General features: G+C 70.4%; 19 protein-coding genes. 9 read left to right on the top strand and 10 right to left on the bottom strand.

Annotation, left to right across the window (positions count from 1 at the left end; genetic code table 11):
- Window positions 1-28: 28 nt before the first annotated feature.
- A complete protein-coding gene (gene pip / locus DPQ23_RS00765) occupies window positions 29-1030 on the bottom strand; it encodes a prolyl aminopeptidase (protein ID WP_112873285.1) in 1002 nt (333 codons plus the stop codon).
- 63 nt (window positions 1031-1093) lie between these two features.
- Here pip and ubiG point away from each other — a divergent pair, with 63 nt between their 5' ends.
- Window positions 1094-1834 carry a bifunctional 2-polyprenyl-6-hydroxyphenol methylase/3-demethylubiquinol 3-O-methyltransferase UbiG gene (ubiG, locus tag DPQ23_RS00760; RefSeq protein ID WP_112872774.1) on the top strand — a complete coding sequence of 247 codons (741 nt, stop codon included), beginning with the start codon at window positions 1094-1096 and terminating at the stop codon, window positions 1832-1834.
- 142 nt (window positions 1835-1976) lie between these two features.
- Here ubiG and DPQ23_RS00755 read toward each other — a convergent pair whose 3' ends face one another.
- The 4 genes from DPQ23_RS00755 to DPQ23_RS00740 are packed head-to-tail and all read right to left on the bottom strand — an operon-like array spanning window position 1977 to window position 3784.
- Window positions 1977-2426, bottom strand: coding sequence for a MarR family winged helix-turn-helix transcriptional regulator (locus tag DPQ23_RS00755; protein ID WP_112872773.1), 450 nt, complete (start codon window positions 2424-2426; stop codon window positions 1977-1979).
- Window positions 2423-3262: a carbon-nitrogen hydrolase family protein gene (locus tag DPQ23_RS00750; RefSeq protein ID WP_112873284.1), complete on the bottom strand. Its 840-nt coding sequence runs from the start codon at window positions 3260-3262 to the stop codon at window positions 2423-2425. Before DPQ23_RS00750 ends, DPQ23_RS00755 begins: the two co-directional genes overlap by 4 nt.
- 2 nt (window positions 3263-3264) lie before the next feature.
- On the bottom strand, window positions 3265-3525 hold the full coding sequence (grxC, locus tag DPQ23_RS00745) for a glutaredoxin 3 (protein WP_112872772.1): 261 nt from the start codon (window positions 3523-3525) through the stop codon (window positions 3265-3267).
- 28 nt (window positions 3526-3553) lie between these two features.
- Window positions 3554-3784, bottom strand: a complete 231-nt coding sequence (locus DPQ23_RS00740; protein ID WP_112872771.1) for a hypothetical protein — start codon at window positions 3782-3784, stop codon at window positions 3554-3556.
- 199 nt (window positions 3785-3983) lie between these two features.
- Here DPQ23_RS00740 and DPQ23_RS00735 point away from each other — a divergent pair, with 199 nt between their 5' ends.
- The 7 genes from DPQ23_RS00735 to infB all read left to right on the top strand — a co-directional run bounded on the left by DPQ23_RS00735 (window position 3984) and on the right by infB (window position 13695).
- Window positions 3984-5084: a carboxynorspermidine decarboxylase gene (locus DPQ23_RS00735; RefSeq protein WP_112872770.1), complete on the top strand. Its 1101-nt coding sequence runs from the start codon at window positions 3984-3986 to the stop codon at window positions 5082-5084.
- Between the two features lie 12 nt (window positions 5085-5096).
- Window positions 5097-6329 (top strand): saccharopine dehydrogenase family protein, encoded by a 1233-nt coding sequence (locus tag DPQ23_RS00730; protein WP_112872769.1) that lies wholly within the window; start codon window positions 5097-5099, stop codon window positions 6327-6329.
- 141 nt (window positions 6330-6470) lie between these two features.
- Window positions 6471-7955 carry an AI-2E family transporter gene (locus DPQ23_RS00725; RefSeq protein ID WP_112872768.1) on the top strand — a complete coding sequence of 495 codons (1485 nt, stop codon included), beginning with the start codon at window positions 6471-6473 and terminating at the stop codon, window positions 7953-7955.
- A 266-nt stretch (window positions 7956-8221) separates the two neighbouring features.
- The gene (gene rimP, locus DPQ23_RS00720) at window positions 8222-8884 is read left to right on the top strand and encodes a ribosome maturation factor RimP (RefSeq protein ID WP_112872767.1); all 663 of its coding nucleotides are present in this window, start codon (window positions 8222-8224) and stop codon (window positions 8882-8884) included.
- Window positions 8885-8887: 3 nt separating this feature from the next.
- Window positions 8888-10504, top strand: a complete 1617-nt coding sequence (nusA, locus tag DPQ23_RS00715; protein WP_112872766.1) for a transcription termination factor NusA — start codon at window positions 8888-8890, stop codon at window positions 10502-10504.
- A 16-nt stretch (window positions 10505-10520) separates the two neighbouring features.
- Window positions 10521-11156: an RNA-binding protein gene (locus DPQ23_RS00710; RefSeq protein ID WP_112872765.1), complete on the top strand. Its 636-nt coding sequence runs from the start codon at window positions 10521-10523 to the stop codon at window positions 11154-11156.
- Window positions 11146-13695 carry a translation initiation factor IF-2 gene (infB, locus tag DPQ23_RS00705; RefSeq protein ID WP_112872764.1) on the top strand — a complete coding sequence of 850 codons (2550 nt, stop codon included), beginning with the start codon at window positions 11146-11148 and terminating at the stop codon, window positions 13693-13695. Before DPQ23_RS00710 ends, infB begins: the two co-directional genes overlap by 11 nt.
- A gap of 157 nt (window positions 13696-13852) precedes the next feature.
- Here infB and DPQ23_RS16020 read toward each other — a convergent pair whose 3' ends face one another.
- From DPQ23_RS16020 to DPQ23_RS00690, 4 genes are all read right to left on the bottom strand, one after another.
- A complete protein-coding gene (locus DPQ23_RS16020; RefSeq protein ID WP_276310541.1) occupies window positions 13853-13981 on the bottom strand; it encodes a hypothetical protein in 129 nt (42 codons plus the stop codon).
- A 159-nt stretch (window positions 13982-14140) separates the two neighbouring features.
- Window positions 14141-14539 carry an 8-oxo-dGTP diphosphatase MutT gene (mutT, locus tag DPQ23_RS00700; protein WP_112872763.1) on the bottom strand — a complete coding sequence of 133 codons (399 nt, stop codon included), beginning with the start codon at window positions 14537-14539 and terminating at the stop codon, window positions 14141-14143.
- Window positions 14536-15792, bottom strand: a complete 1257-nt coding sequence (gene argJ, locus DPQ23_RS00695) for a bifunctional glutamate N-acetyltransferase/amino-acid acetyltransferase ArgJ (protein WP_162630620.1) — start codon at window positions 15790-15792, stop codon at window positions 14536-14538. The genes mutT and argJ overlap by 4 nt, the downstream gene beginning before the upstream one ends.
- A gap of 407 nt (window positions 15793-16199) precedes the next feature.
- Window positions 16200-17177 (bottom strand): peptidylprolyl isomerase, encoded by a 978-nt coding sequence (locus DPQ23_RS00690; protein ID WP_112872762.1) that lies wholly within the window; start codon window positions 17175-17177, stop codon window positions 16200-16202.
- A 199-nt stretch (window positions 17178-17376) separates the two neighbouring features.
- On the opposite strand from DPQ23_RS00690, the gene secA reads away from it, so the two are divergent.
- Window positions 17377-20082, top strand: a complete 2706-nt coding sequence (secA, locus tag DPQ23_RS00685) for a preprotein translocase subunit SecA (protein ID WP_112872761.1) — start codon at window positions 17377-17379, stop codon at window positions 20080-20082.
- Between the two features lie 549 nt (window positions 20083-20631).
- On the opposite strand, the gene DPQ23_RS00680 is transcribed toward secA, so the two are convergent.
- Complete coding sequence (locus tag DPQ23_RS00680; protein WP_112872760.1) at window positions 20632-21582, bottom strand: glycosyltransferase; 951 nt, start codon at window positions 21580-21582, stop codon at window positions 20632-20634.
- Window positions 21583-21627 lie beyond the last annotated feature (45 nt).

The raw sequence follows: 21627 nt of genomic DNA, 5'->3' as shown, positions 1-21627 counted from the left end.
CCAGGATGCGGCGGGCCGGGGACAGGGATCAGTCGATCCCGGCCATGGTCTGCATGACGCGCACCAGCTCGGCCGCGATGCGCGGCTCGCTGAGGGCGTGGCCCGACGCGGGCACGATCCGCAGGTCGCTGCGGGTCCAGCCCTCGGCCAGCTGGTGGGCGCTGATCGGCGGGCAGACCATGTCATAGCGGCCCTGCACGATGACTGCCGGGATATGCTCGATCAGGCGGCGGTCGCGCAGCAGCTGGCCCTCGTCCAGAAAGCATCGGTGGACGAAATAGTGGTTTTCCAGCCGCGAAAAGGCGCGGGCATAATCGGGGGGCGCATGGCCGCTGGCGGTGCTGTCCAGCCCGGCCAGCGCGTTTTCCCACGCCATCCAGGACAGCGCAAAGCGTGTTTCCTCGGCCCGCTCGCCGGAAAACAGGCGGCGGTGATAGGCGGCGATCAGGTCGTGACGCTCGTCAGGGGGGATCGGGGCCACGAACCGCGACCACAGGTCGGGCCAGAATCGCCCCGCGCCGCCGCCATAGAACCAGTCCAGCTCGGACCGACGCCCCAGGAACACGCCGCGCAGCACCAGCGCGCTGACCGCCTCGGGGCGCGCCTGCGCGCAGGCCAAGGCCAGCGTCGCCCCCCAGCTGCCGCCGAACAGCACCGCGGGGGGCAGGTCCAGCCCGGCGCGGATCGCGTCGATGTCGCCGATCAGGTGGGCGGTGGTGTTCGCCTGAACGCTGGCATGGGGTTGGCTGCGCCCGCAGCCGCGCTGGTCGAACAGCACGATGCGCCAGTGGTCGGGATCGAAGAAGCGCCGCATCACCGGGCTGCAGCCGCCACCGGGGCCGCCGTGCAGCACGATCACCGGGCGTCCCGCGGGATGGCCGCATTGCTCGACATAGATCGCATGACCGTCGCCGCGGTCGATCATGCGGCGGTCGAAGGGCTCGACCGGGGGAAACAGGCGCCCGCCGGTTCCCCCCTGCACCCGTCCCTGCGACGTCACGTCTGCGTTTTGCGCTGCCACCCGGTCCATCAGGCGGTTATACACCGCTTGCCCGCCCGTCACCATACGGGCCCCAGGACCCCGGAGCGCGCGATGACCCCACCCAGCAGCATCGACCCCGCCGAGATCGCCAAGTTCCACGCGATGGCGGACGAATGGTGGGACGTGCAGGGCAAGTTCAAGCCGCTGCACATGATGAACCCCGTGCGGCTGGACCACATCCTGGCCCAGATCTCGGCCGAGTTCGGGCGCGACCGGCGCAGCCTGCGGCCGCTGGACGGGCTGCGGCTGCTGGACATTGGCTGCGGCGGCGGGCTGATCGCCGAGCCGATGGCGCGCCTGGGCGCGGCTGTGACCGGCGCGGACGCCGCGCCGAAGAATATCGCGGTGGCGCAGTTGCACGCGCAGCAGTCGGGGCTGGACATCGACTATCGCGCCACCACCGCCGAGGCCCTGGCCGACGAGGGCGCGACCTATGACGTGGTGCTGGCGCTGGAGATCGTCGAGCACGTGGCCGACCCCGCCGCGTTCGTCGCCACCTGCGCGCGCCTGCTGCGGCCGGGGGGGATGCTGATCCTGTCCACGCTGAACCGCACGCCGCAAAGCTTTGCCGCGGCGATCGTGGGGGCAGAGTGGGTGATGCGCTGGCTGCCCCGCGGCACGCACGACTGGCGCCGCTTCATCCGCCCGGACGACCTGGCCGCGATGGCCGAGGCGGCGGGCATCACCGTCGTGGACCGCACGGGCATGGTGTTCAACCCGCTGCGCTGGTCGTGGTCGCTGTCCAAGGACGATGTGTCGGTGAACTACGCCATCACCGGGCTGCGGCGCTGACAGGGGCCGGCAGCGGGCCGGGGCCGCGGCGGAAAAGGGGCCGCGGCAGGCTGGCTGGGGCAGGCTGGCTGGGGCGGGCCGGGGTTGGGGCGCAGGCGGTCGGCGTCAGGACAGGGCCGCGGCCGGCGGTCAGCGCGCCTGCTCAGCTCTCCTCCTCCAGCCGCTCGCGCAGGCGGCGCAGGACGGGCAGGGCGGCGCGGACCTGCGCTGGGCCAAGGTCGCGCACCACGTCCGCGATGCGCGGCATGAACGACGCCAGCGCCGCGTCGCGGGCCGCGCGCCCGGCGGGGCTGATCGACACGAACTTGCGCCGCGCATCGTCCCAGTCGGGACGGATGTGGACCTGCCCGGCCCATTGCAGCCGCGCCAGCGTGTTCGTCATCGCGCTGCGGTTGACGTGGAACGCGGCCGCAAGCTGCGCGGGCGTGCGTTCCTCGTTCAGATGCGCGAGCAGGTTCAGCACCGAGAAATGCGACAGCTGCATCCCCTTGGGCAGCGCCCGCGTGACCATGTGCCGCGCCAGCTGCTCCGAGATCAGCACCTCGGCGAACAGGCTTGCGGCCAGCGATTCGGTGGCGGGGTCGTCGCTCATGGTCCGGTGAACCCCGTCTCGACGCCCCAGGCGGGGATGCGGGCGCGGGCGCGGTCCACCTGCGCCAGGTCAAGGTCCACGACGGTCACGCCGGTGTCCGTGCCGCCGTCGGCCAGCACCTCGCCCCAGGGCGACACCGCCAGCGAATGGCCGTGGCTGCGGCGCGGGCGCGCGCCCGGCGAATGGCGCGCCTCATGCGTGCCGCACTGCGCGGCGGCCAGGACAAAGCATCCCGTCTCGATCGCGCGGGCGCGCAGCAGCACCTGCCAGTGCGCGGCGCCGGTGGTGTCGTTGAAGGCGGCGGGCACGGTCAGGATCTGCGCGCCGGCCTGCGCCAGCCGGCGGTAAAGCTGCGGGAAACGCACGTCATAGCAGACGGTCATCCCGATCCGCGCCGGGCCATCGGCCAGCACCGCGCGGCGCCCAGGCCGGAACGCCGCGCTTTCGCGATACGCCTCGGTGTCCGAGATCGTGACGTCGAACATGTGGATCTTGTCATAGCGCGCGGCGATCCGCCCGTCCGGTGCGATCAGCAGGCTGCGGTTGGTGAATCGCGGCTCGCCCGCGTCGTCCGACAGCAGCGACAGCGATCCGATCGACAGCCACACCCCCAGCCGCGCGGCGTCCGCGCGCAGCGCGGCCAGCGTGGGGTCGTCCCCCTCGCGGTGCAGCAGGGCGGCCTGCCGGGCGCGGTCGGGGGTCAGCAGGTTCGTCACCTCGGGCGTCAGCACCAGCGTCGCGCCCTGCGCGGCCGCGGCCTCGACCAGCCCGCGCGTGACGGGCAGGTTCGCGTCGGGATCGTCGCCGACGGACAGCTGGACCAGGCCCGCGCGGATCGTCACAGCCCCAGCAGCGCGTCCAGCTTGCCCGCGCGGTCCAGCGCGTGGATGTCGTCGGACCCGCCGACCGGCTGGCCGTCGATGAAGATCTGCGGCACCGTGCGGCGTCCGTTCGCGCGCTGCGTCATCTCGGCCCGGCGCGCGGGATCGCGGCCGACGTCGATCAGGTCGTAGTCAACGCCCTTGCGCGACAGAAGTCCGCGGGCCGCGTGGCAATAGGGGCAGCTCTGGGTCGCATAGATTTCGACACGGGCAGTCATCGGATTCTCCGCGCCAATGTATTGTTGTTCATGGCTGACCCACCAGATCAAGGCGGCGCTCGATGCGATCAAGGCGCGTGTTTACGCTGGCGAAGGCGTCCTCGTGCCGGCCCGTGGTCCGCATGAGCAGGCGCAGATGCTCCCGTTCCTCGGCAGCAGCGGCGGCCTGCTCGCGCAGGGTGTGCTCCAGCCGGTCGAACCGCTGGTGCATGGCCTTCATCAACTCATGCAGCAGGTCGTTGGTCACGCTCTCGGACATTCAGTCTCCTCCTCGCGGTCATTGTGGTCGTCACAATCTAGGCATGGCGGATTGCCATCGCCAGTCCGCCCGGCGGCGCCCCTCGGCGAACGCACCGGCCCCGCCCCCGTTCCGTCATGCCCCTGCCGCATGCGCTTGTCACGGCAGGGGGGCGGACCTATATCGCGTCCTTGCCTTTTCAAGCCGGGGTTCGACCAGCATGACCACGCCGCAGACGCCGTTTTATCTGATCGACCGTGCGCGGCTTGCCGCCAACATGGCCAAGATGGACCGGTTGCGTGAACGGTCGGGGGCCAGGACGCTGCTGGCGCTGAAATGCTTTGCGACCTGGAGCGTGTTCGACCAGATGGCGCAGTCCATGGACGGCACCACCTCGTCCAGCCTGAACGAGCTGCGGCTGGGGCGCGAGACATTCGCGGGCGAGGCGCATGCCTATTCCGTCGCCTGGGCCGATCACGAGATCGACGAGGCGGTGGGCTATGCCGACAAGATCATCTTCAACAGCCTGGGCCAGCTTGACCGCTTCGCCGATCGGGCGCAGGGGATCGCGCGCGGGCTGCGGCTGAACCCGCGGTTCTCGACCTCGGGCTTTGACCTGGCCGACCCGGCGCGGCCCTTCTCGCGCCTGGGGGAGTGGGACAGGGCGCGGCTGGATCGCGCGCTGGACCGCATCTCGGGCGTGATGATCCATTACAACTGCGAAAACCGGGACTTCGACCTGTTCTCGGGCCAGCTCGACCGGATCGAATCCGAGTTCGGCGGCTTTCTGGAAAAGCTCGACTGGGTGTCCTTGGGCGGCGGCATCCATTTCACCGGCGAGGGCTATCCGCTGGACGCGCTGGCCGACCGGCTGCGGGCGTTCGCCGACCGCTTCGGGGTGCAGGTCTATCTGGAACCCGGCGAGGCGTCGATCACCGGCACCACCACGCTGGAGGTGACGGTGCTGGACATCCTGGACACCGGCAAGCAGGTCGCGGTGGTGGACAGCAGCGTCGAGGCGCACATGCTGGACCTGCTGATCTATCGCGAAAACGCCAAACTGCCGCAGGATGGCGCGCACGCCTATCAGATCGCGGGCCAGTCCTGCCTTGCGGGCGACATCTTCGGCGACGCGCGCTTTCCCGCGCCCCTGAAAATCGGCGACCGCATCAGCGTGCAGGACGCGGCAGGTTACACGATGGTCAAGAAGAACTGGTTCAATGGCGTGGCGATGCCCGCCATCTGCATCCGCGAACTGGACGGAACGATCACCACGGTTCGCAGCTTCGGTTACGACGACTTTCGCGCCTCGCTTTCGTAAGGGAACAACGCCTTGGAAAAACCCAATGTCCTGATCATCGGCGCCGGCGGCGTGGCCCAGGTGGTCGCCCACAAGGTCGCGCAGTGGGCCGACGAGTTCGGCGACCTGCACATCGCCAACCGCACGCAGGCCAAGGCGGACGCGATCGTCGGCACGATCCGGGACAAGGGCACCGCGCACGGGCGCACCATCACCACCCATGCGCTGGATGCGATGGACGCCGAGGCCGTGGCCGCGCTGATCCGGCGCACGGGCGCGCGGATCGTCATCAACGTGGGGTCCGCCTTCGTCAACATGACGGTTCTGCAGGGCTGCATCGACACGGGCGCGGCCTATATCGACACCGCGATCCACGAGGACCCGGCCAGGATCTGCGAAACGCCGCCCTGGTACGGCAACTACGAATGGAAACGCCGCGAGGCCGTCGAGGCCGCGGGCGTGACCGCGATCCTGGGCGCGGGGTTCGACCCGGGCGTCGTCAACGCCTATGCGCGACTGGCCGAGGACGAGTATTTCGACACGATCGAGTCGATCGACATCGTCGACATCAACGCGGGCAGCCACGGCCGCTGGTTCGCCACCAACTTCGACCCCGAGATCAACTTCCGCGAGTTCACCGGCACCGTCTATTCCTGGCAGGGCGGCGAATGGCGCGAGAACGCGATGTTCGAGGTCGGCCGGGAATGGGACCTGCCGGTCGTCGGCAAGCAGACCGCCTATCTGTCGGGCCATGACGAGGTGCATTCCCTGTCCGCGCGCTATCCCCAGGCCGATGTGCGGTTCTGGATGGGCTTCGGCGCGCATTACATCAACGTCTTCACCGTGCTGAAAAACCTCGGCCTGCTGTCCGAGCAGCCCGTCACCACCGCCGAGGGCCAGCAGGTCGTGCCGCTGAAGGTGGTCAAGGCGGTGCTGCCCGACCCGTCGTCGCTGGCGCCCGACTATACCGGCAAGACCTGCATCGGCGATCTGGTGCGCGGCACCCGCGACGGCCAGCCGGGCGAGGTGTTCATCTACAACGTCGCCGACCACGCCGAGGCCTATGCCGAGGTCGGATCGCAGGGCATCAGCTATACCGCGGGCGTGCCCCCGGTCGCGGCGGCGATCCTGATCGCCCGCGGCGTCTGGGACGTGAAGCGCATGGTCAACGTCGAGGACCTGCCCGCGCGCCCGTTCCTGGAGCTGCTGGGCGACATGGGCCTGCCCACGCGGGTCATCGACGCCACGGGCGATCATCCGATCTGACGGGCGCGGCGCGCGCGGCCCCGCCCTGTCGGGGCGCGGGCGCCGTCCGTTCGGCGCGACGGGGCGCGCGGCCGGTCCGGGCGGGCGCGCGGAACCGGCGGCGAGCGGGGGCGTTCGGACGCGCCCACCCCCGGAGACATCATGCCGCCGCGCGACCTTGTGACCAGCCACCGCTTTCCCGCCCATGTCCGCCCCGAGGGCGAGCGCGGGAGCTTTCCGCGATGGCCGGTCATCGGGATCTTCCTGATCCTGGGCTTCGGCTTCATCGCCGAGGCCCGCAGCTTCCTGATGCCGGTGACGCTGGCGTTCCTGCTGTTCTTCGTGTTCGTGCCGTTCCGCCGCTTCATGTCGCGCCGGGGCGTGGGGGCATCGGCCACGGCCGGGATCGTGGTCGTCGGGCTGGTGCTGGGCATGGCCGTGCTGGGCTATCTCGTCTCGGGCCCCGTCAGCAACCTGATGGACAACAGCGCCACCATCTCCACCCGGCTCGAGGAGCGGTTCCAGACGATCCGCGAAAGCTTTCGCGGCATCGAGGAGGCGGCCGCCAAGATCGACGAGATCTCGTCGGGCGAGGTGGCCGTGGACGCGCCGGCGGCGGGCGCCCCGCCCGCGGATGTCACGACCGCGCTGCCCGGCGATGTGTCGGTGCAGACGGCGGCCGACGGCGATGCAAGGACCACCGCGGTCGCGGCCCCCGGGGGCGCTGCGGCGACCGCCACGATGACGACCACCACCGCACCCGGCGGCGCCGCACCCGTGACGACGACGCAGGACATCCGGGTCGAGGTGGACAGCACCAACGGCCCGTCCACCCTGCAGCAGGCGCTGACGCTGGGGCCCGACATCGCCGGGCAGATCGTGTTCACGCTGGTGCTGCTGTTCTTCATGCTCAGCGCCGGGGACCTTCTGTATCTCAAGATCGTGCAGAGCTTCGAGACGATGAAGGACAAGCGCGCCGCCTATCTGGCGCTGCGCGAGATCGAGGACCGGCTGGGCACCTATCTGGGCGCGATCACCATGGTCAACCTGGGCCTGGGCGTCGCCATCGGGCTGGCGATGTGGGCCTGGGGAATGCCCAGCCCGATCCTGTTCGGCGTCGCGGGGTTCGTGCTGAACTATATTCCGTACATCGGCGCGATCCTGGGGACGGTGGTGTCGGCGATGGTCGCGCTGCTGGTGTTCGACGACCTGTGGTATCCGATCATGGTCGGGCTGACCTTTCTGGGCCTGACCGCGATCGAGGGCCAGTTCGTCACGCCCTATTTCGTCTCGCGCCGGTTGCAGCTGAACGAGGTCGTGGTCTTCCTGACCGTGGCGCTGTGGGCCTGGCTGTGGTCGATCCTGGGCATGGTCGTCGCGGTGCCGGTGCTGGTCGTGCTGCGGGTGCTGGCCGACCATATCCCGGGGCTGGAAAAATTCGGCAACTTCCTGGCCGGCGAGGACCCGCCCGAGCTGGAGGACGAGGACGAGGACGAGGCCCGCGAACTGGTGGACGAGGGCGAAAAGGCCGACACCATGGAGGAGGCCGCCGCCGCGACCCACGAACTGGCCCCCGAGGCCGACCTGATCCCGCGCGATTCCGACCGCACGCCGGGCCGCGCGGCGCAGGACGGCACCGCCAGCTAGGCCGCGCGGGCGCGTCAGGCGGACCCGCGCAGGCGGGCGCGATGCAGAACGGTGGGCGCAGCGGGGCGTCGCCCCGGCCGGGGACGCGGCGTGGTCCCCGTCCGCCCCACCCGCGCGGCCTGCGGCCGTGGCCGCCAAGCCCCTTGCATCGGGGCAGGCGACCCGCTATATCCCCCTCGACAGCGGCGCAGGCGTCCACACCCTGCCCACCGGACGCTTTTGCACGGGCCGCCCAGACGGCCCGTTTTTCATTTCAGGGATCGGACATGACCGACCTCATCGCCAAGACCGCCATCGACCGGCGCCTGGCCGAGATCATCCAGCCGGTGATCGAGGACCTGGGCTTCGAGCTTGTGCGCCTGCGCCTTCAGGGCGGGCGCACGGCCACGCTGCAGATCATGGCCGACCGCCCCGAGGGCGGGATCAACGTGGACGACTGCGCCGACATCTCGACCGCGGTCAGCGCCACGCTGGACGTCGAGGACCCGCTGGAGGACCCTTATCACCTTGAGGTGTCCAGCCCCGGCATCGACCGGCCGCTGACCCGGCTGAAGGACTTTGCCACCTTCGAGGGCTATGAGGCCCGGCTGGAGACGAACCAGCCCATCGACGGGCGCAAGCGCTTCAAGGGGGTTCTGGCGGGCGTCGAGACGGGCGAGGGCGGCGACGAGGTGCTGCTGAACATCGAGGAGCGGGGCGAGGTGCACACCATCGGCCTGAACTTCGACTGGCTGTCGGATGCCAAGCTGGTGCTGACCGACGAGCTGATCGCCCTGATGCTGAAAGAGCGCAAGGAGGCGGGCACCCTGCCGCCGGGGGCCGAAGCCGGGGCGGGGATCGGCAACGGCAGGGGGGCCGAGCTGGACGAAGCCGCCTTCGACGAGATTGAAACGGAACAGCCCGGCGACGACGCCGACGACAAGGAGTGAGTGATGGCGATCACCTCTGCCAACCAGCTTGAACTGTTGCAGACCGCCGAGGCGGTCGCGCGGGAAAAGATGATCGACCCCGGTCTGGTGATCGAGGCGATGGAGGACAGCCTCGCCCGTGCGGCCAAGTCGCGCTATGGCGCGGAAATGGACATCCGCGTGACCATCGACCGCAAGACCGGCAACGCGCGCTTTACCCGCGTCCGCACCGTGGTCGAGGATGACGCCGTCGAGAATTATCAGGCGCAGCTGACCGTCGAGCAGGCCCGCCCCTATCTGCCCGACCCCAAGGTCGGCGACGAGATCGTGGACGAGGTGCCCCCGGTCGAGCTGGGCCGCATCGCCGCGCAGTCGGCCAAGCAGGTCATCCTGCAACGCGTCCGCGAGGCCGAGCGCGACCAGCAGTACGAAGAGTTCCGCGACCGCGTCGGCACGATCATCAACGGCATCGTCAAGCGCGAGGAATACGGCAACATCATCGTGGACGTGGGCCGCGGCGAGGCGATCCTGCGCCGCAACGAGAAGATCGGCCGCGAAAGCTATCGCCCCAACGACCGCATCCGCGCCTATGTCAAGGACGTGCGCCGCGAGGCGCGGGGCCCGCAGATCTTCCTGTCGCGCACCGACCCGCAGTTCATGGCCGAGCTGTTCAAGATGGAGGTGCCGGAAATCTACGACGGCGTCATCGAGATCAAGGCCGTGGCCCGCGATCCCGGCTCGCGCGCCAAGATCGCCGTGATCTCCTATGACAGCTCGATCGACCCGGTGGGCGCCTGCGTGGGCATGCGCGGCAGCCGCGTGCAGGCCGTGGTGGGCGAGTTGCAGGGCGAAAAGATCGACATCATCCCGTGGTCCGAGGACCAGGCGACCTTCCTTGTGAACGCGCTGCAACCGGCCGAGGTCGCCAAGGTCGTCGTCGATCCCGACGCCACCCGGATCGAGGTCGTCGTCCCCGAGGAGCAGCTGTCGCTGGCCATCGGCCGGCGCGGCCAGAACGTGCGGCTGGCCAGCCAGCTGACGGGCCTCGACATCGACATCCTGACCGAGGAGGAGGAATCCAAGCGCCGGCAGGCCGAGTTCAACAGCCGCACGCAGCTGTTCATGGAGGCGCTGGACCTGGACGAGTTCTTCGCCCAGCTGCTGGTGGCCGAGGGCTTCACCAATCTCGAGGAGGTGGCCTATGTCGATCTGGACGAGCTTTTGTCCATCGATGGCGTGGACGAGGGCACGGCCGAGGAGTTGCAGGCCCGCGCCCGCGACCACCTGGAGGCCGCGAACCGCCGCGCGCTGGACGCCGCCCGCGCGCTTGGCGCCGAGGACAGCCTGATCGCCTTCGAGGGCCTGACCCCCCAGATGGTCGAGGCGCTGGCCAAGGACGGCGTCAAGACGCTGGACGACTTCGCCACCTGCGCCGACTGGGAGCTGGCCGGCGGCTGGACCACCCAAGGTGGCCAGCGCGTCAAGGACGACGGCCTGCTGGAGCCCTTCGGCATCAACCTGGAACAGGCGCAGGACATGGTGATGACCGCCCGCGTGATGCTGGGCTGGGTCGACCCCGACGAGCTGCACCCCGCGCCCGCCGAGACCGGCGGCGCCGACAGCCAGGAGGCCGGGGTGTAACGCCCCGGATCGCCGCTTGACGCGCGGGGGACGGCCCAAGGACCGCGAGACGCCGGAACGGCGGTGCATCGTCACCGGCGAGGTCCAGCCCAAGTTCGGGCTGATCCGCTTTGTCGCCGGTCCCGACGGCACGGTGGTGCCCGATCTGGCCGAGAAACTGCCCGGCCGCGGCTTCTGGGTGGCCAGTGACCGTGCGTCGCTGGAAAAAGCTGTCGCCAAGGGTCTGTTTTCCCGCGGTGCCAAGGCCCAAGTAAGGGCAGAGCCGGACCTGGTGGACGGCATCGAGGCGGGACTGGCCCGCCGCGTCGTCGACCTGGTGTCGCTGGCGCGCAAGGCCGGGGTCGCCGTCGCCGGGTTCGAGAAGGTCAAGGACTGGCTGGCCGCCGGCAAGGCCAAGGTCCTGCTGCAGGCCAGCGACGGGTCGGACCGTGGCAAGGGCAAGTTGTGGACGCCGCCCGGCGGCCGCTGGTTCGGATGCCTTACGGCGTCCGAAATCGGTTTGGCTTTCGGGCGCGATCATGTCATACACAGCGCGCTCGCGCGTGGGGGCCTGACCGAAAAGGTGATCAGGGACGCCAGCAGACTGAACGGTCTGCGTGGGCATGACGGCAGTTTGGCTGCCGAGAAGGATTCGAGAGCGGATGAGCGATAAAGACGGAAAGAAACCACTGGGTCTGGGCGGCGGCGGAACGGGTCGTGCGGGGCAGGTGAAGCAGAGCTTCAGCCACGGTCGCACGCACAACGTGGTCGTCGAGACCAAGCGCAAGCGCGTCGTGGTGCCGAAACCCGGTGCCGCGGGTGCCGCGGGTGCCGTGCCGCCGCGTCCGAACTCTCCGGCGGCCGTGGCCTCCGACCCCTCGAAGCGTCCCGCCGGCATCACCGAGGCCGAGATGGAGCGGCGCCTGAAGGCGCTGGCCGCCGCCAAGTCGCGCGAGGCCGAGGACAATGCCCGCCGCGCCGCCGAGGAAAAGGCCCGCGACGAAGAGCGCGAGCGCCGCCGCGCCGAGATCGAGGCGAAGGAGCGCGAGGAGCGCGAGCGCGAAGAGGCCCTGAAGGCCCGCGCCGAGGAAGAGGCCCGCAAGCTGCGCGAGGAGGCGCTGCGCGCCGCCAAGAAAGCCGAGGTCACGGCGAAGCCCGCGCAGACGGCATCGACCGACCGCGCGACCGCCGAGGCCGCCGCCGCGCGCGCCGAAACCAAGGGCGTCGCCGTCACCACACCCCGCCGGACCGACCGCGACCGCCGCGACGTCGGCGGCGACAGCGACGCCAAGGCCAAGGCCAAGGCCGAGGACAGCCGCCGCACCGGCCGGCTGTCGCTGACCCAGGCGCTGTCGGGCGACGGCGGCCGGGTCCGCAGCCTTGCGGCGATGAAGCGCAAGCAGGAAAAGGCCCGCGCCAAGGCGCTGGGCCAGGCCCATCGCGCCGAAAAGCAGGTCCGCGACGTCCAGCTGCCCGAGACGATCACCGTGCAGGAACTTGCCAACCGCATGGCCGAGCGCGGCGCGGATGTCATCAAGTCGCTGATGAAGATGGGCATGATGGTCACGGCCAACCAGTCCATCGACGCCGACACCGCCGAGCTGGTGATCGAGGAATTCGGCCACAAGGCCGTCCGCGTCAGCGATTCGGACGTCGAGCAGGTGATCGACACCGTCGATGACCGCGACGAGGATCTGCAGTCGCGCCCGCCGATCATCACGATCATGGGCCATGTGGACCACGGCAAGACCTCGCTGCTGGACAAGATCCGCCATGCCAACGTCGTCTCGGGCGAGGCGGGCGGCATCACCCAGCACATCGGCGCCTATCAGGTGACGACGGATTCGGGGGCGGTGCTGACCTTCCTCGACACGCCCGGCCACGCCGCCTTCACGTCCATGCGGGCGCGGGGCGCGAACGTGACCGACATCGTGGTGCTGGTCGTGGCCGCCGACGACGCGGTGATGCCGCAGACGGTCGAGGCGATCGCCCACGCCAAGGCCGCGGGCGTTCCGATGATCGTGGCGATCAACAAGATCGACAAGCCCTCGGCCAACCCGCAGAAGGTCCGCACCGACCTGCTGCAGCACGAGGTCGTCGTCGAGGCGATGTCGGGCGAGGTGCAGGACGTCGAGGTCTCGGCCCATACCGGCCAGGGCCTGGACGAGCTGCTGGAGGCCATCGCGCTTCAGGCCGAGATCCTGGAACTGCGCGCCAACCCCGAGCGCGCCGCCTTGGGCGCGGTGATCGAGGCCAAGCTGGACGTGGGCCGCGGTCCCGTCGCGACCGTGCTGGTCCAGAACGGCACCCTGCGCCAGGGCGACATCTTCGTCGTCGGCGAACAGTGGGGCAAGGTCCGCGCGCTGATCGACGACAAGGGCGAGCGCGTGAGCGAGGCCGGTCCGTCGGTTCCCGTCGAGGTGCTGGGCCTGAACGGCACGCCCGAGGCGGGTGACGTGCTGAACGTGGTGGAAACCGAGGCACAGGCCCGCGAAATCGCGGATTACCGCATCTCGGCCGCCAAGGACAAGCGCGCCGCCGCCGGGGCCGCCACCACGCTGCAGGAGCTGATGGCCAAGGCCAAGGCCGACGAATCGGTCGCCGAACTGCCCGTCGTCGTCAAGGCCGACGTGCAGGGATCGGCCGAGGCGATCGTGCAGGCGCTGGAAAAGGTCGGCAACGACGAGGTGCGGGTCCGCGTGCTGCATTCCGGCGTGGGCGCCATCACCGAATCGGACGTGGGCCTGGCCGAGGCCAGCAGCGCGCCGGTGATCGGCTTCAACGTCCGGGCGAACGCGCCTGCGCGCAACGCCGCCAACCAGAAGGGGGTCGAGATCCGCTACTACTCGATCATCTACGACCTGGTGGACGACATCAAGGCGGCGGCGTCGGGCCTTCTCAAGAACGAGGTGCGCGAGACCTTCATCGGCTATGCCGAGATCCGGGAAGTGTTCCGCGTCACCGGCGTCGGCAACGTCGCGGGCTGCCTTGTCACCGAGGGCGTGGCCCGCCGGTCGGCCGGGGTGCGCCTGCTGCGCGACAACGTGGTCATCCACGAAGGCACGCTCAAGACGCTGAAACGCTACAAGGACGAGGTCAAGGAGGTCACGTCCGGCCAGGAATGCGGCATGGCGTTCGAGAACTATGACGACATCCGCAAGGGCGACGTCATCGAGATCTTCGAGCGCGAGGAAGTGCAGCGCCAGCTGTGATCCGCGCCGCCGCGCGACTGGGGGCCGCCCTTGGGCGGCCCTTTGTCATGGCGGCGGCGACCGGCCACCGCCCCGGATGCGGCGGTGCCATGCGAAAGGGCGCCCCGCGAGGGACGCCCCGAGTGTCACCGCCTGTGCCACCGCTTGGCTGTGGGCGTCAGCGCTTTACCGGCTTGCCGACATAGGTCTGGTCGCCGACGCGCACGGCGATGTGACCATCGCCCATGTCGCGCTCGAACATGCCCTGGACCGAGATGCAGCTGCCGACCGTAATCGTGCGAATCAACTTGCGACCCTCCTTGCGCCTGCAAGCACCCGCTGCAGGGGTAAGGCCTAACATATGTCATAATTTATTAACACGCCATAAAATGAGGCGGAACTTTTCGTATTGAGCGAAAATGACGCAGATCTGTTACAGCCGACCACCCCAGGGGCCGGGCTGCGCCTAAAGCCAGTCGCGCAGGATCGGGATCAGCGGCAGGTCGGCGGGGGGCATGGGATAGCGGGACAGGTCGGCCGCGCGCACCCAGGCCAGCGCCTGTCCCTCGCGCCCCTGCGGCACGCCCTGCCAGCGGCGGCAGGCGAACAGCGGCATCAGCAGGTGGAACGCGTCATAGGCGTGGCTGGCGAAGGTCAGCGGCGCCAGGCAGCTGTTCCAAGTCTGGATGCCCAGTTCCTCGTCCAGTTCGCGGATCAGGGCCTGCTCGGGCGTCTCGCCGGGATCGACCTTGCCCCCGGGAAACTCCCACAGGCCGGCCAGCGACTTGCCGGGCGGGCGCTGCGCCAGCAGCACCCGCCCCTCCGTGTCGATCAGCGCGACCGCCGCGACCAGCAGCAGCGTCACGACCGGTAATCGGCGTTGATGTCGATATAACGGTGCGTCAGGTCGCAGGTCCACACGGTCGCGGCGCCGCTTCCCAGCCCCAGGTCCACGCCGATCACCAGCTCAGGCCTCTTCATGTAGGCGCTGGCGGCGGCCTCGTCATAGCCCGGCGCGCGCCAGCCGTTCTCGGCCACCACCATGTCGCCGAACCGGATCGTCAGCCGGTCGCGGTCGGCGCTTGCGCCCGACTTGCCGACGGCGGCCACGACCCGGCCCCAGTTCGCGTCCTCGCCGGCGAGGGCGGTCTTGACCAGCGGGCTGTTGGCGATGGCCATCGCCACCTTGCGCGCGTCGCCGGTGCTGGCCGCACCCGTCACCGCGACCTCGACGAACTTGGTCGCCCCCTCGCCGTCGCGGACGACCTGCTGGGCCAGGTCCAGCATCACCCGTCCCAGCGCCGCCTGGAAATCGCGCGCCACCTTGTCGCGCGTGTCGGTGATGGGCTGCGCACGGGACTGTCCCGTCGCCGCCAGGATCAGCGCGTCGCTGGTCGAGGTGTCGCTGTCCACCGTGATCGCGTTGAAGGTCCGGTCCATGTGCCGGCGCAGCATCCGCTGCAACGCGTCGGGCGCAATCGCGGCGTCGGTGAACAGATAGACCAGCATCGTGGCCATGTCGGGCGCGATCATCCCCGAGCCCTTGGCGATGCCCGCGATGCGAATCGGCCCGCCGTTGCCCGCGATCTCGGCCGCGGCGCCCTTGGGGAAGGTGTCGGTCGTCATGATGGCGCGCGCCGCGTCGGCGATGCCGCCCGCATCCAGGCGCGCGCGCAGGTCGTCCACGATGGCGACGATCCGCTCGACCGGCAGCGGCTCTCCGATCACCCCGGTCGAGGACGAGAACACCCGCCGCGCAGGCACCCCCAGCGCCTGGGCCACCGCGCCGGTCACGACATCGACGCCGCGCTGCCCCTCGGCCCCGGTGAAGGCGTTGGCGTTGCCCGAGTTCACCACGATGGCCGCGCCCGAGTCGGTGTCCTGCGCGCCCTGCAGCTTGTCCTGGCAGTCGAGGATGCTGGCCGCGCGGGTGGACGAGCGCGTGAACGCGCCCGCGATCGCGGTGCCGGGCGCCAGGCGGACCAGCATCACGTCGGGGCGGCCCTGGTACTTGATGCCGGCCGCGCCGACGGCGAACTCGACCCCCGCGATCACGGGCAGGTCGGGAAAGCGCGCGGGCGCCAGCGGCGAGACGGCGAACCGCTTGGCCGCGGGCATCGCCGCCGCTGCGGCAGGGGCGGGGGCAGGCGCGGCGTCCGCCCGGGCCCGGGCAGCCTTGCCCCCGCCGCCCGACTTGCCCGCGCCGCCCGACTTGTCCGGGCGGGCCGCGGCGCGCGCGGCCATCCTGTCGGACCTGGCCGCGGCCTTGTCGGCCCGTTCAGCGGCCCTGGCGGCCGCCTTTTCAGCCTTGCCCACGGCCTTGGCGGCGGCCTTGCCGGCCTTGTCGGCGGCTTTCCCGGCGCCCTTTCCGGCGCGGGCGGTCTTGCGGGCCGCCCGGTCCTCGGCCGTGGGGGCCTGCCCGGCGGGCGTGCCGCCCGCCTCCGCGTGCTCGTGCCCGGGGTCTTGCCCGGCCTCTGCCTTGCCGGCCGCCTTGCGGCCCTTGGTCCGGGTGCCCCTGGCCATGCTCACTTCTCCAGCAGCGCGGCGTTGTCCAGCGCGGCGGGATCGACGCCCGGCACCTTTTCGATGGCGGCGCGGCCGACCTCGGCCTGGATCGCGGCCTCGACGCGGTCGCGGCGGACCTGCAGGGCAAGCTGGTCCTTGACCTCGTCGAAGGCGGGCGGCGTCTGGGTGCGGCTGTCGTTCAGCTTGATGATGTGCCAGCCGAACTGGGACTGCACGGGGGCGGAAACCTGGCCCTTGTCCAGCGCCACCACGGCGTCGGCGAACGGCTTGACCATCATGTCGGCCGTGAACCAGCCCAGGTCGCCCTTGTTCGGGCCGCTGTTGTCGGTGGACCGCTCCTCGGCCAGCGTGCCGAAATCGGCGCCCTTGGCCAGCTCGTCGGCGATGGCCTTGGCGGCCTCCTCGGTCTCGACCAGGATATGGGCGGCGCTGTATTCCGTCTTCGGCTCGGCCTGCGCGGGGAACGCCTTGTCGTAGATCGCGCGCAGCTCGGCCTCGGTCGGCTCGGCCGCGGCGATGCGTTCCATGGCGGCTCCCGACAGATAGGCGCGCCGGTCGATCTCCAGCGCGGCCTTGTCGCGGGCGGTGACCTGGCCCTGGCCAAGCTGGGCCACGGCGGTCTGCCGGATCATCTGGTCCAGCATCAGGTCATACAGCGCCGCGGGCGGCAGGCCCTGCGTCTGCTGGTCGGTCAGCCCCGATTTCATGGCGATCATCTGGCCCAGGGTGATCGCCTCGCCGTTGACGGTGGCCACGACGGTCTCGGCGCTGGCAGGGCCGGTCGCGGGCGCGGCGGTCGTCACGGTCGGCGCGCCCGCGGCCGGGGCAGGGGTCGGGGCCGATGTCGGCGCGGCTTCGGCGGGCGCAGCAGCCGGGGCCGGCGTCTGCGCGAAGGCGGGCGCGGCGCAGGCCAGCAAGCCGACCAGTGCGGCGGAAAGCCCCGGGAACGGGGCGGTCGAACGGGTCGCAGGCTTCATGGGGATTCCCTTTCCGGGCTGGCGCATGACGGTCTGTTGACCGGGCGGCAGCGTTGACAGTGGTGAAGGCGGGGCCTACATCCGGCGCAACCGAAAATGCGCGCCCGCCGCCGATTTTCCGGCCTGTGATAGGGCAAGGCCATCGGTCGGGGCAAGTGGGCCAGCGCGCCCGCGGCGCCACAGACCCGACAAGGACACCATGCTCGGCATCGGCAATCTCGCGAAAAAGGTCTTTGGCACGCCGAACGACCGCAAGGTCAAGTCCGTCCGGCCTCTGGTCGGCCAGATCAACGCGCTGGAACCGCAGATCCAGGCGCTGTCGGACGCCGACCTGATCGGGCGCACCCGCACCCTGCAAGGCCGCGCCCAGTCGGGCGAGTCGCTGGACGCGCTGCTGCCCGAGGCCTTCGCCACCTGCCGCGAGGGCGCGCGCCGCGCCTTGGGCCTGCGCGCCTTCGACACGCAGCTGATGGGCGGCATCTTCCTGCACCAGGGCAACATCGCCGAGATGAAGACCGGCGAGGGCAAGACCCTGGTCGCCACCTTCCCGGCCTATCTGAACGCGCTCGCGGGCAAGGGCGTCCACATCGTGACGGTCAACGACTATCTGGCCAAGCGCGACGCCGAGTGGATGGGCAAGGTCTTTGCGCAGCTGGGAATGACGACGGGCGTCGTCTATCCGTTCCAGGGCGACCAGGAAAAGCGCGCCGCGTACCGCGCCGACGTGACCTATGCCACCAACAACGAGCTGGGCTTCGACTATCTGCGCGACAACATGAAGGGCTCGATCGACGAGATGACCCAGCGCGGGCATTTCTTCGCCATCGTGGACGAGGTCGATTCGATCCTGATCGACGAGGCGCGCACGCCGCTGATCATCTCGGGGCCGTCGCAGGACCGCAGCGAGCTGTACAAGCTGCTCGACCAGATCGTGCCCGAGATCCGGCCCGAGCATTTCAAGCTGGACGAAAAGACCCGCAACGCCACCTTCACCGAGGATGGCAACGAGTTCATGGAGCAGCGCCTGCACGCCGCCGGCATCCTGCCCGAGGGCCAGACCCTCTACGACCCGGAATCGACCACCATCGTGCACCACGCCAACCAGGCGCTGCGGGCCCACAAGCTGTATCACCGCGACCAGAACTATATCGTCAAGGACGGCGAGGTGGTGCTGATCGACGAGTTCACCGGCCGCATGATGGCCGGACGCCGCCTGTCGGACGGGCTGCACCAGGCGATCGAGGCCAAGGAGGGCGTCGAGATCCAGCCCGAGAACGTGACGCTGGCCAGCGTCACCTTCCAGAACTATTTCCGCCTGTACGACAAGCTGGCGGGCATGACCGGCACCGCCGTGACCGAGGCCGAGGAGTTCGCCGAGATCTACAAGCTGGGCGTGGTCGAGGTGCCGACCAACCGCCCCGTCGCCCGCATCGACGACCACGACCGCGTCTATCGCACCGCGGCCGAGAAATACGCCGCCGTGATCGAGGCGATCCGCGAGGCCCACGGCCGCGGCCAGCCCCTGCTGGTCGGCACGACCTCGATCGAGAAATCCGAGATGCTGTCGCGGATGCTCGAGGCCGAGGGCATCCCCCACAACGTTCTGAACGCCCGCCAGCACGAGCAGGAGGCCCAGATCGTGGCCGACGCCGGCAAGCCCGGCGCCGTCACCATCGCCACCAACATGGCCGGCCGCGGCACCGACATCCAGCTGGGCGGCAACGTCGAGATGAAGGTGATGGCGGCGCTGGCCGCCGACCCCGAGGCCAACCCCGACGCGCTGCGCGCCCGGATCGAGGCCGAGCACGCCGCCGACAGGCAGGCGGTCCTCGCCTCGGGCGGGCTGTACGTGCTGGCCACCGAGCGCCACGAAAGCCGCCGCATCGACAACCAGCTGCGCGGCCGGTCGGGCCGCCAGGGCGATCCGGGGCGGTCGCTGTTCTTCCTGTCGCTGGAAGACGACCTGATGCGGATCTTCGGGTCCGAGCGGCTGGACAAGGTGCTGTCCAGCCTGGGCATGAAAGAGGGCGAGGCGATCATCCACCCATGGGTGAACAAGTCGCTGGAGCGCGCCCAGGCCAAGGTCGAGGGCCGCAACTTCGACATCCGCAAGCAACTGCTCAAGTTCGACGACGTGATGAACGACCAGCGCAAGGCGATCTTCTCGCAGCGGCTGGAAATCATGCAGTCCGACGACGTGGCCGACATCACCCGCGACATGCGCCACCAGGTCATCGACGACCTGGCCGCGCAGTTCATGCCCGAGCGCGCCTATGCCGAGCAGTGGGACCTGAAGGGGCTGAAGGCCGCCGTGATCGAGCGGCTGAACATGGACCTGCCCATCGAGGAATGGGGCGCCGAGGACGGCGTGGACCAGGCCGCGCTGCGCGAGCGCATCACCGCCGCGACCGACAGCTATATGGTGCAGAAGGCCGAGCAGTTCGGCCCCGAGCAGATGGCGCAGATCGAAAAGCAGGTGCTGCTGCAAGCCATCGACGCCAAGTGGCGCGAGCATCTGGTGACGCTCGAGCATCTGCGGTCGGTCGTGGGCTTTCGCGGCTATGCGCAGCGCGACCCGCTGTCGGAATACAAGACCGAAAGCTTCCAGCTGTTCCAGACCCTGCTGGACGGGCTGCGCGGCGACGTGACCCAGCAGCTGGCCCGCATCCGCCCGCTGACCCAGGCCGAGCGCGACGAGATGATGCGCCAGTTCCAGACGCAGATGGCCCAGCAGGCCGGAACCTCTGTCGCGGTTCACGAGGACGCCGAGGTCGCCGACGTGGCGGGCGCGATCCCGGGCTTCGACGCCGACGACCCGACCACCTGGGGCGATCCCGCGCGCAACGACCCCTGCCCCTGCGGGTCGGGCGAGCGGTTCAAGGCCTGCCACGGCCGGCTGGTCTGAACCGCGGCACCACCAGCAGGGCGCACGACCGCGCGGGGTCGGGGGGCGCCGAGGGTGGTGCCGCCGTCCCGCAACCGCGCGGTGCGCGAGCGTCTGGCGATGGGTTCAGCCGCCGCGACGTGCCTCCCGAATCGGCCTGCGGTGTGTTGGACGCCTTCAGCATCGACGGATCGGCGGCCGCGGGCAGCGCGGCGCCCTTGGCCCATTGCACGTCGTCATCGGCTTGGCCGCCGCTGCGCGCCGGGCGGCGGTGCCTGCGCGTCCGGCCCTAGAGCCCCCGCCGCGCCGCCGTGACCAGCCCGGGATCGGCCGGCGCCTGTCTGATATCGAGACACACCGACCGGTTCGCGGCCCTCAGCAACACGGCGGTCCTGCCGGTCGCGCCGTCAGCCGCTGGTGCGCTGGCGTGGCCGTGCCCGCGCAGGTCTGGCCACAGACTCGATCCACGCCAGCCGCGCCTGACCCCCATCAGTCTGCACCCTGCCGCAGTCCTGCAGGATCAACCGGTTCGCAACGGCCCGCAACACGGCGGTCCTGCCGGTCGCGCCGTCAGCCGCTGGTGCGCTGGCGCAGCCGCCCGGCCGCTGCCGCCGCCAGCAGCGCGGCCGTGCCCGTGCGCGTCTGGCGATAGACCCCAAGCCGCGCCAGCCGCGCCGCCGCGACCGGCCCGGGACTGGCCAGCGCCTTGCCGAAGTCCCGCAGCACCTGCCGGTTCGCGGCCGTCAGCCTGTCCGCCACCGCCCGCAGCGCGGCCGTATTGGCCGCCAGCCATAAGCCGTAGTCGCCCCCCCCCAGCAGGGCCGCCCGCGCCAGCCGGGCCCGCAGCGTGTCGTTGCGGCCCATCACGTTCCGGGGGTGCTGGCGATAGAGGACGGTCTGTGCCGGGTCGCGGATCACCGCCCCGCCCGCGCCCGCGATCAGCTGATAGGTGAACCAGTCGTGGGACACGACGCCGGCCTGCGCCGCGGCCTGCGCCGCGGATGCCAGCAACGCCGCGCCCGCCGGGTTCACCAGCGTCGTGTTGCCGGGCGTGCAGGCCTGGACCAGCGCGTTGCGGAACGACGCGGGGCGCGCATAAAGCGGCGCCGGGCCGAGCGGCGTCAGATCCTCGGCGCACAGGATGGTGCGGCAGACATGCAGCGCCGGGGGCCCGTCGGCCGGCAGCGCGGCGACCCCGCGGGCCAGCCGGTCGGGCAGCCACACGTCGTCCTGGTCGCACCATGCCAGCCATTCCCCGGCCCGCACCTGTCCGGCCAGATGCAGAAAGTTGCGCGTGGCCCCCTGGCGCGGTCCCTCGATCAGCGCGATCTCGCGTCCGGGGTTCGCGGCGGCGAAGGCCGCGACGATGGCGCGGGTGTCGTCGCGCGATCCGTCGTCGGACACCACCAGCCGCCAGCCGGTCACGCTTTGGCCCACCAGGCTGTCCAGCTGCGCGCGCAGGAACCGCCCCCCGTCGAAGGTCGCCATCAGGATCGCGATTCGGGGATGCGCCGCAAGCATGCGCCCGGCCTAGCGCCTGCGATCCCGCCGCGCCAGCGGCCGTGC

The sequence above is a fragment of the Paracoccus endophyticus genome, from assembly GCF_003286075.1.
GTDB classification, from domain to species: Bacteria; Pseudomonadota; Alphaproteobacteria; order Rhodobacterales; family Rhodobacteraceae; genus Paracoccus; species Paracoccus endophyticus.
Note: the sequence above shows the minus strand (reverse complement) of the source record. Positions and strands in the feature narration are given on the sequence as shown.

What these genes read in the sequence shown, in the direction of transcription:
- grxC (WP_112872772.1), bottom strand. Translation starts at nt 3,525, where the DNA reads ATGACTGCCCGTGTCGAAATCTATGCGACCCAGAGCTGCCCCTATTGC.
- argJ (WP_162630620.1), bottom strand. Translation starts at nt 15,792, where the DNA reads ATGCCCGCGGCCAAGCGGTTCGCCGTCTCGCCGCTGGCGCCCGCGCGC.
- rimP (WP_112872767.1), top strand. Translation starts at nt 8,222, where the DNA reads ATGACCGACCTCATCGCCAAGACCGCCATCGACCGGCGCCTGGCCGAG.
- ubiG (WP_112872774.1), top strand. Translation starts at nt 1,094, where the DNA reads ATGACCCCACCCAGCAGCATCGACCCCGCCGAGATCGCCAAGTTCCAC.
- DPQ23_RS00690 (WP_112872762.1), bottom strand. Translation starts at nt 17,177, where the DNA reads ATGAAGCCTGCGACCCGTTCGACCGCCCCGTTCCCGGGGCTTTCCGCC.
- pip (WP_112873285.1), bottom strand. Translation starts at nt 1,030, where the DNA reads ATGGACCGGGTGGCAGCGCAAAACGCAGACGTGACGTCGCAGGGACGG.
- DPQ23_RS00725 (WP_112872768.1), top strand. Translation starts at nt 6,471, where the DNA reads ATGCCGCCGCGCGACCTTGTGACCAGCCACCGCTTTCCCGCCCATGTC.
- DPQ23_RS00735 (WP_112872770.1), top strand. Translation starts at nt 3,984, where the DNA reads ATGACCACGCCGCAGACGCCGTTTTATCTGATCGACCGTGCGCGGCTT.
- secA (WP_112872761.1), top strand. Translation starts at nt 17,377, where the DNA reads ATGCTCGGCATCGGCAATCTCGCGAAAAAGGTCTTTGGCACGCCGAAC.
- DPQ23_RS00680 (WP_112872760.1), bottom strand. Translation starts at nt 21,582, where the DNA reads ATGCTTGCGGCGCATCCCCGAATCGCGATCCTGATGGCGACCTTCGAC.
- infB (WP_112872764.1), top strand. Translation starts at nt 11,146, where the DNA reads ATGAGCGATAAAGACGGAAAGAAACCACTGGGTCTGGGCGGCGGCGGA.
- DPQ23_RS00755 (WP_112872773.1), bottom strand. Translation starts at nt 2,426, where the DNA reads ATGAGCGACGACCCCGCCACCGAATCGCTGGCCGCAAGCCTGTTCGCC.
- nusA (WP_112872766.1), top strand. Translation starts at nt 8,888, where the DNA reads ATGGCGATCACCTCTGCCAACCAGCTTGAACTGTTGCAGACCGCCGAG.
- DPQ23_RS00740 (WP_112872771.1), bottom strand. Translation starts at nt 3,784, where the DNA reads ATGTCCGAGAGCGTGACCAACGACCTGCTGCATGAGTTGATGAAGGCC.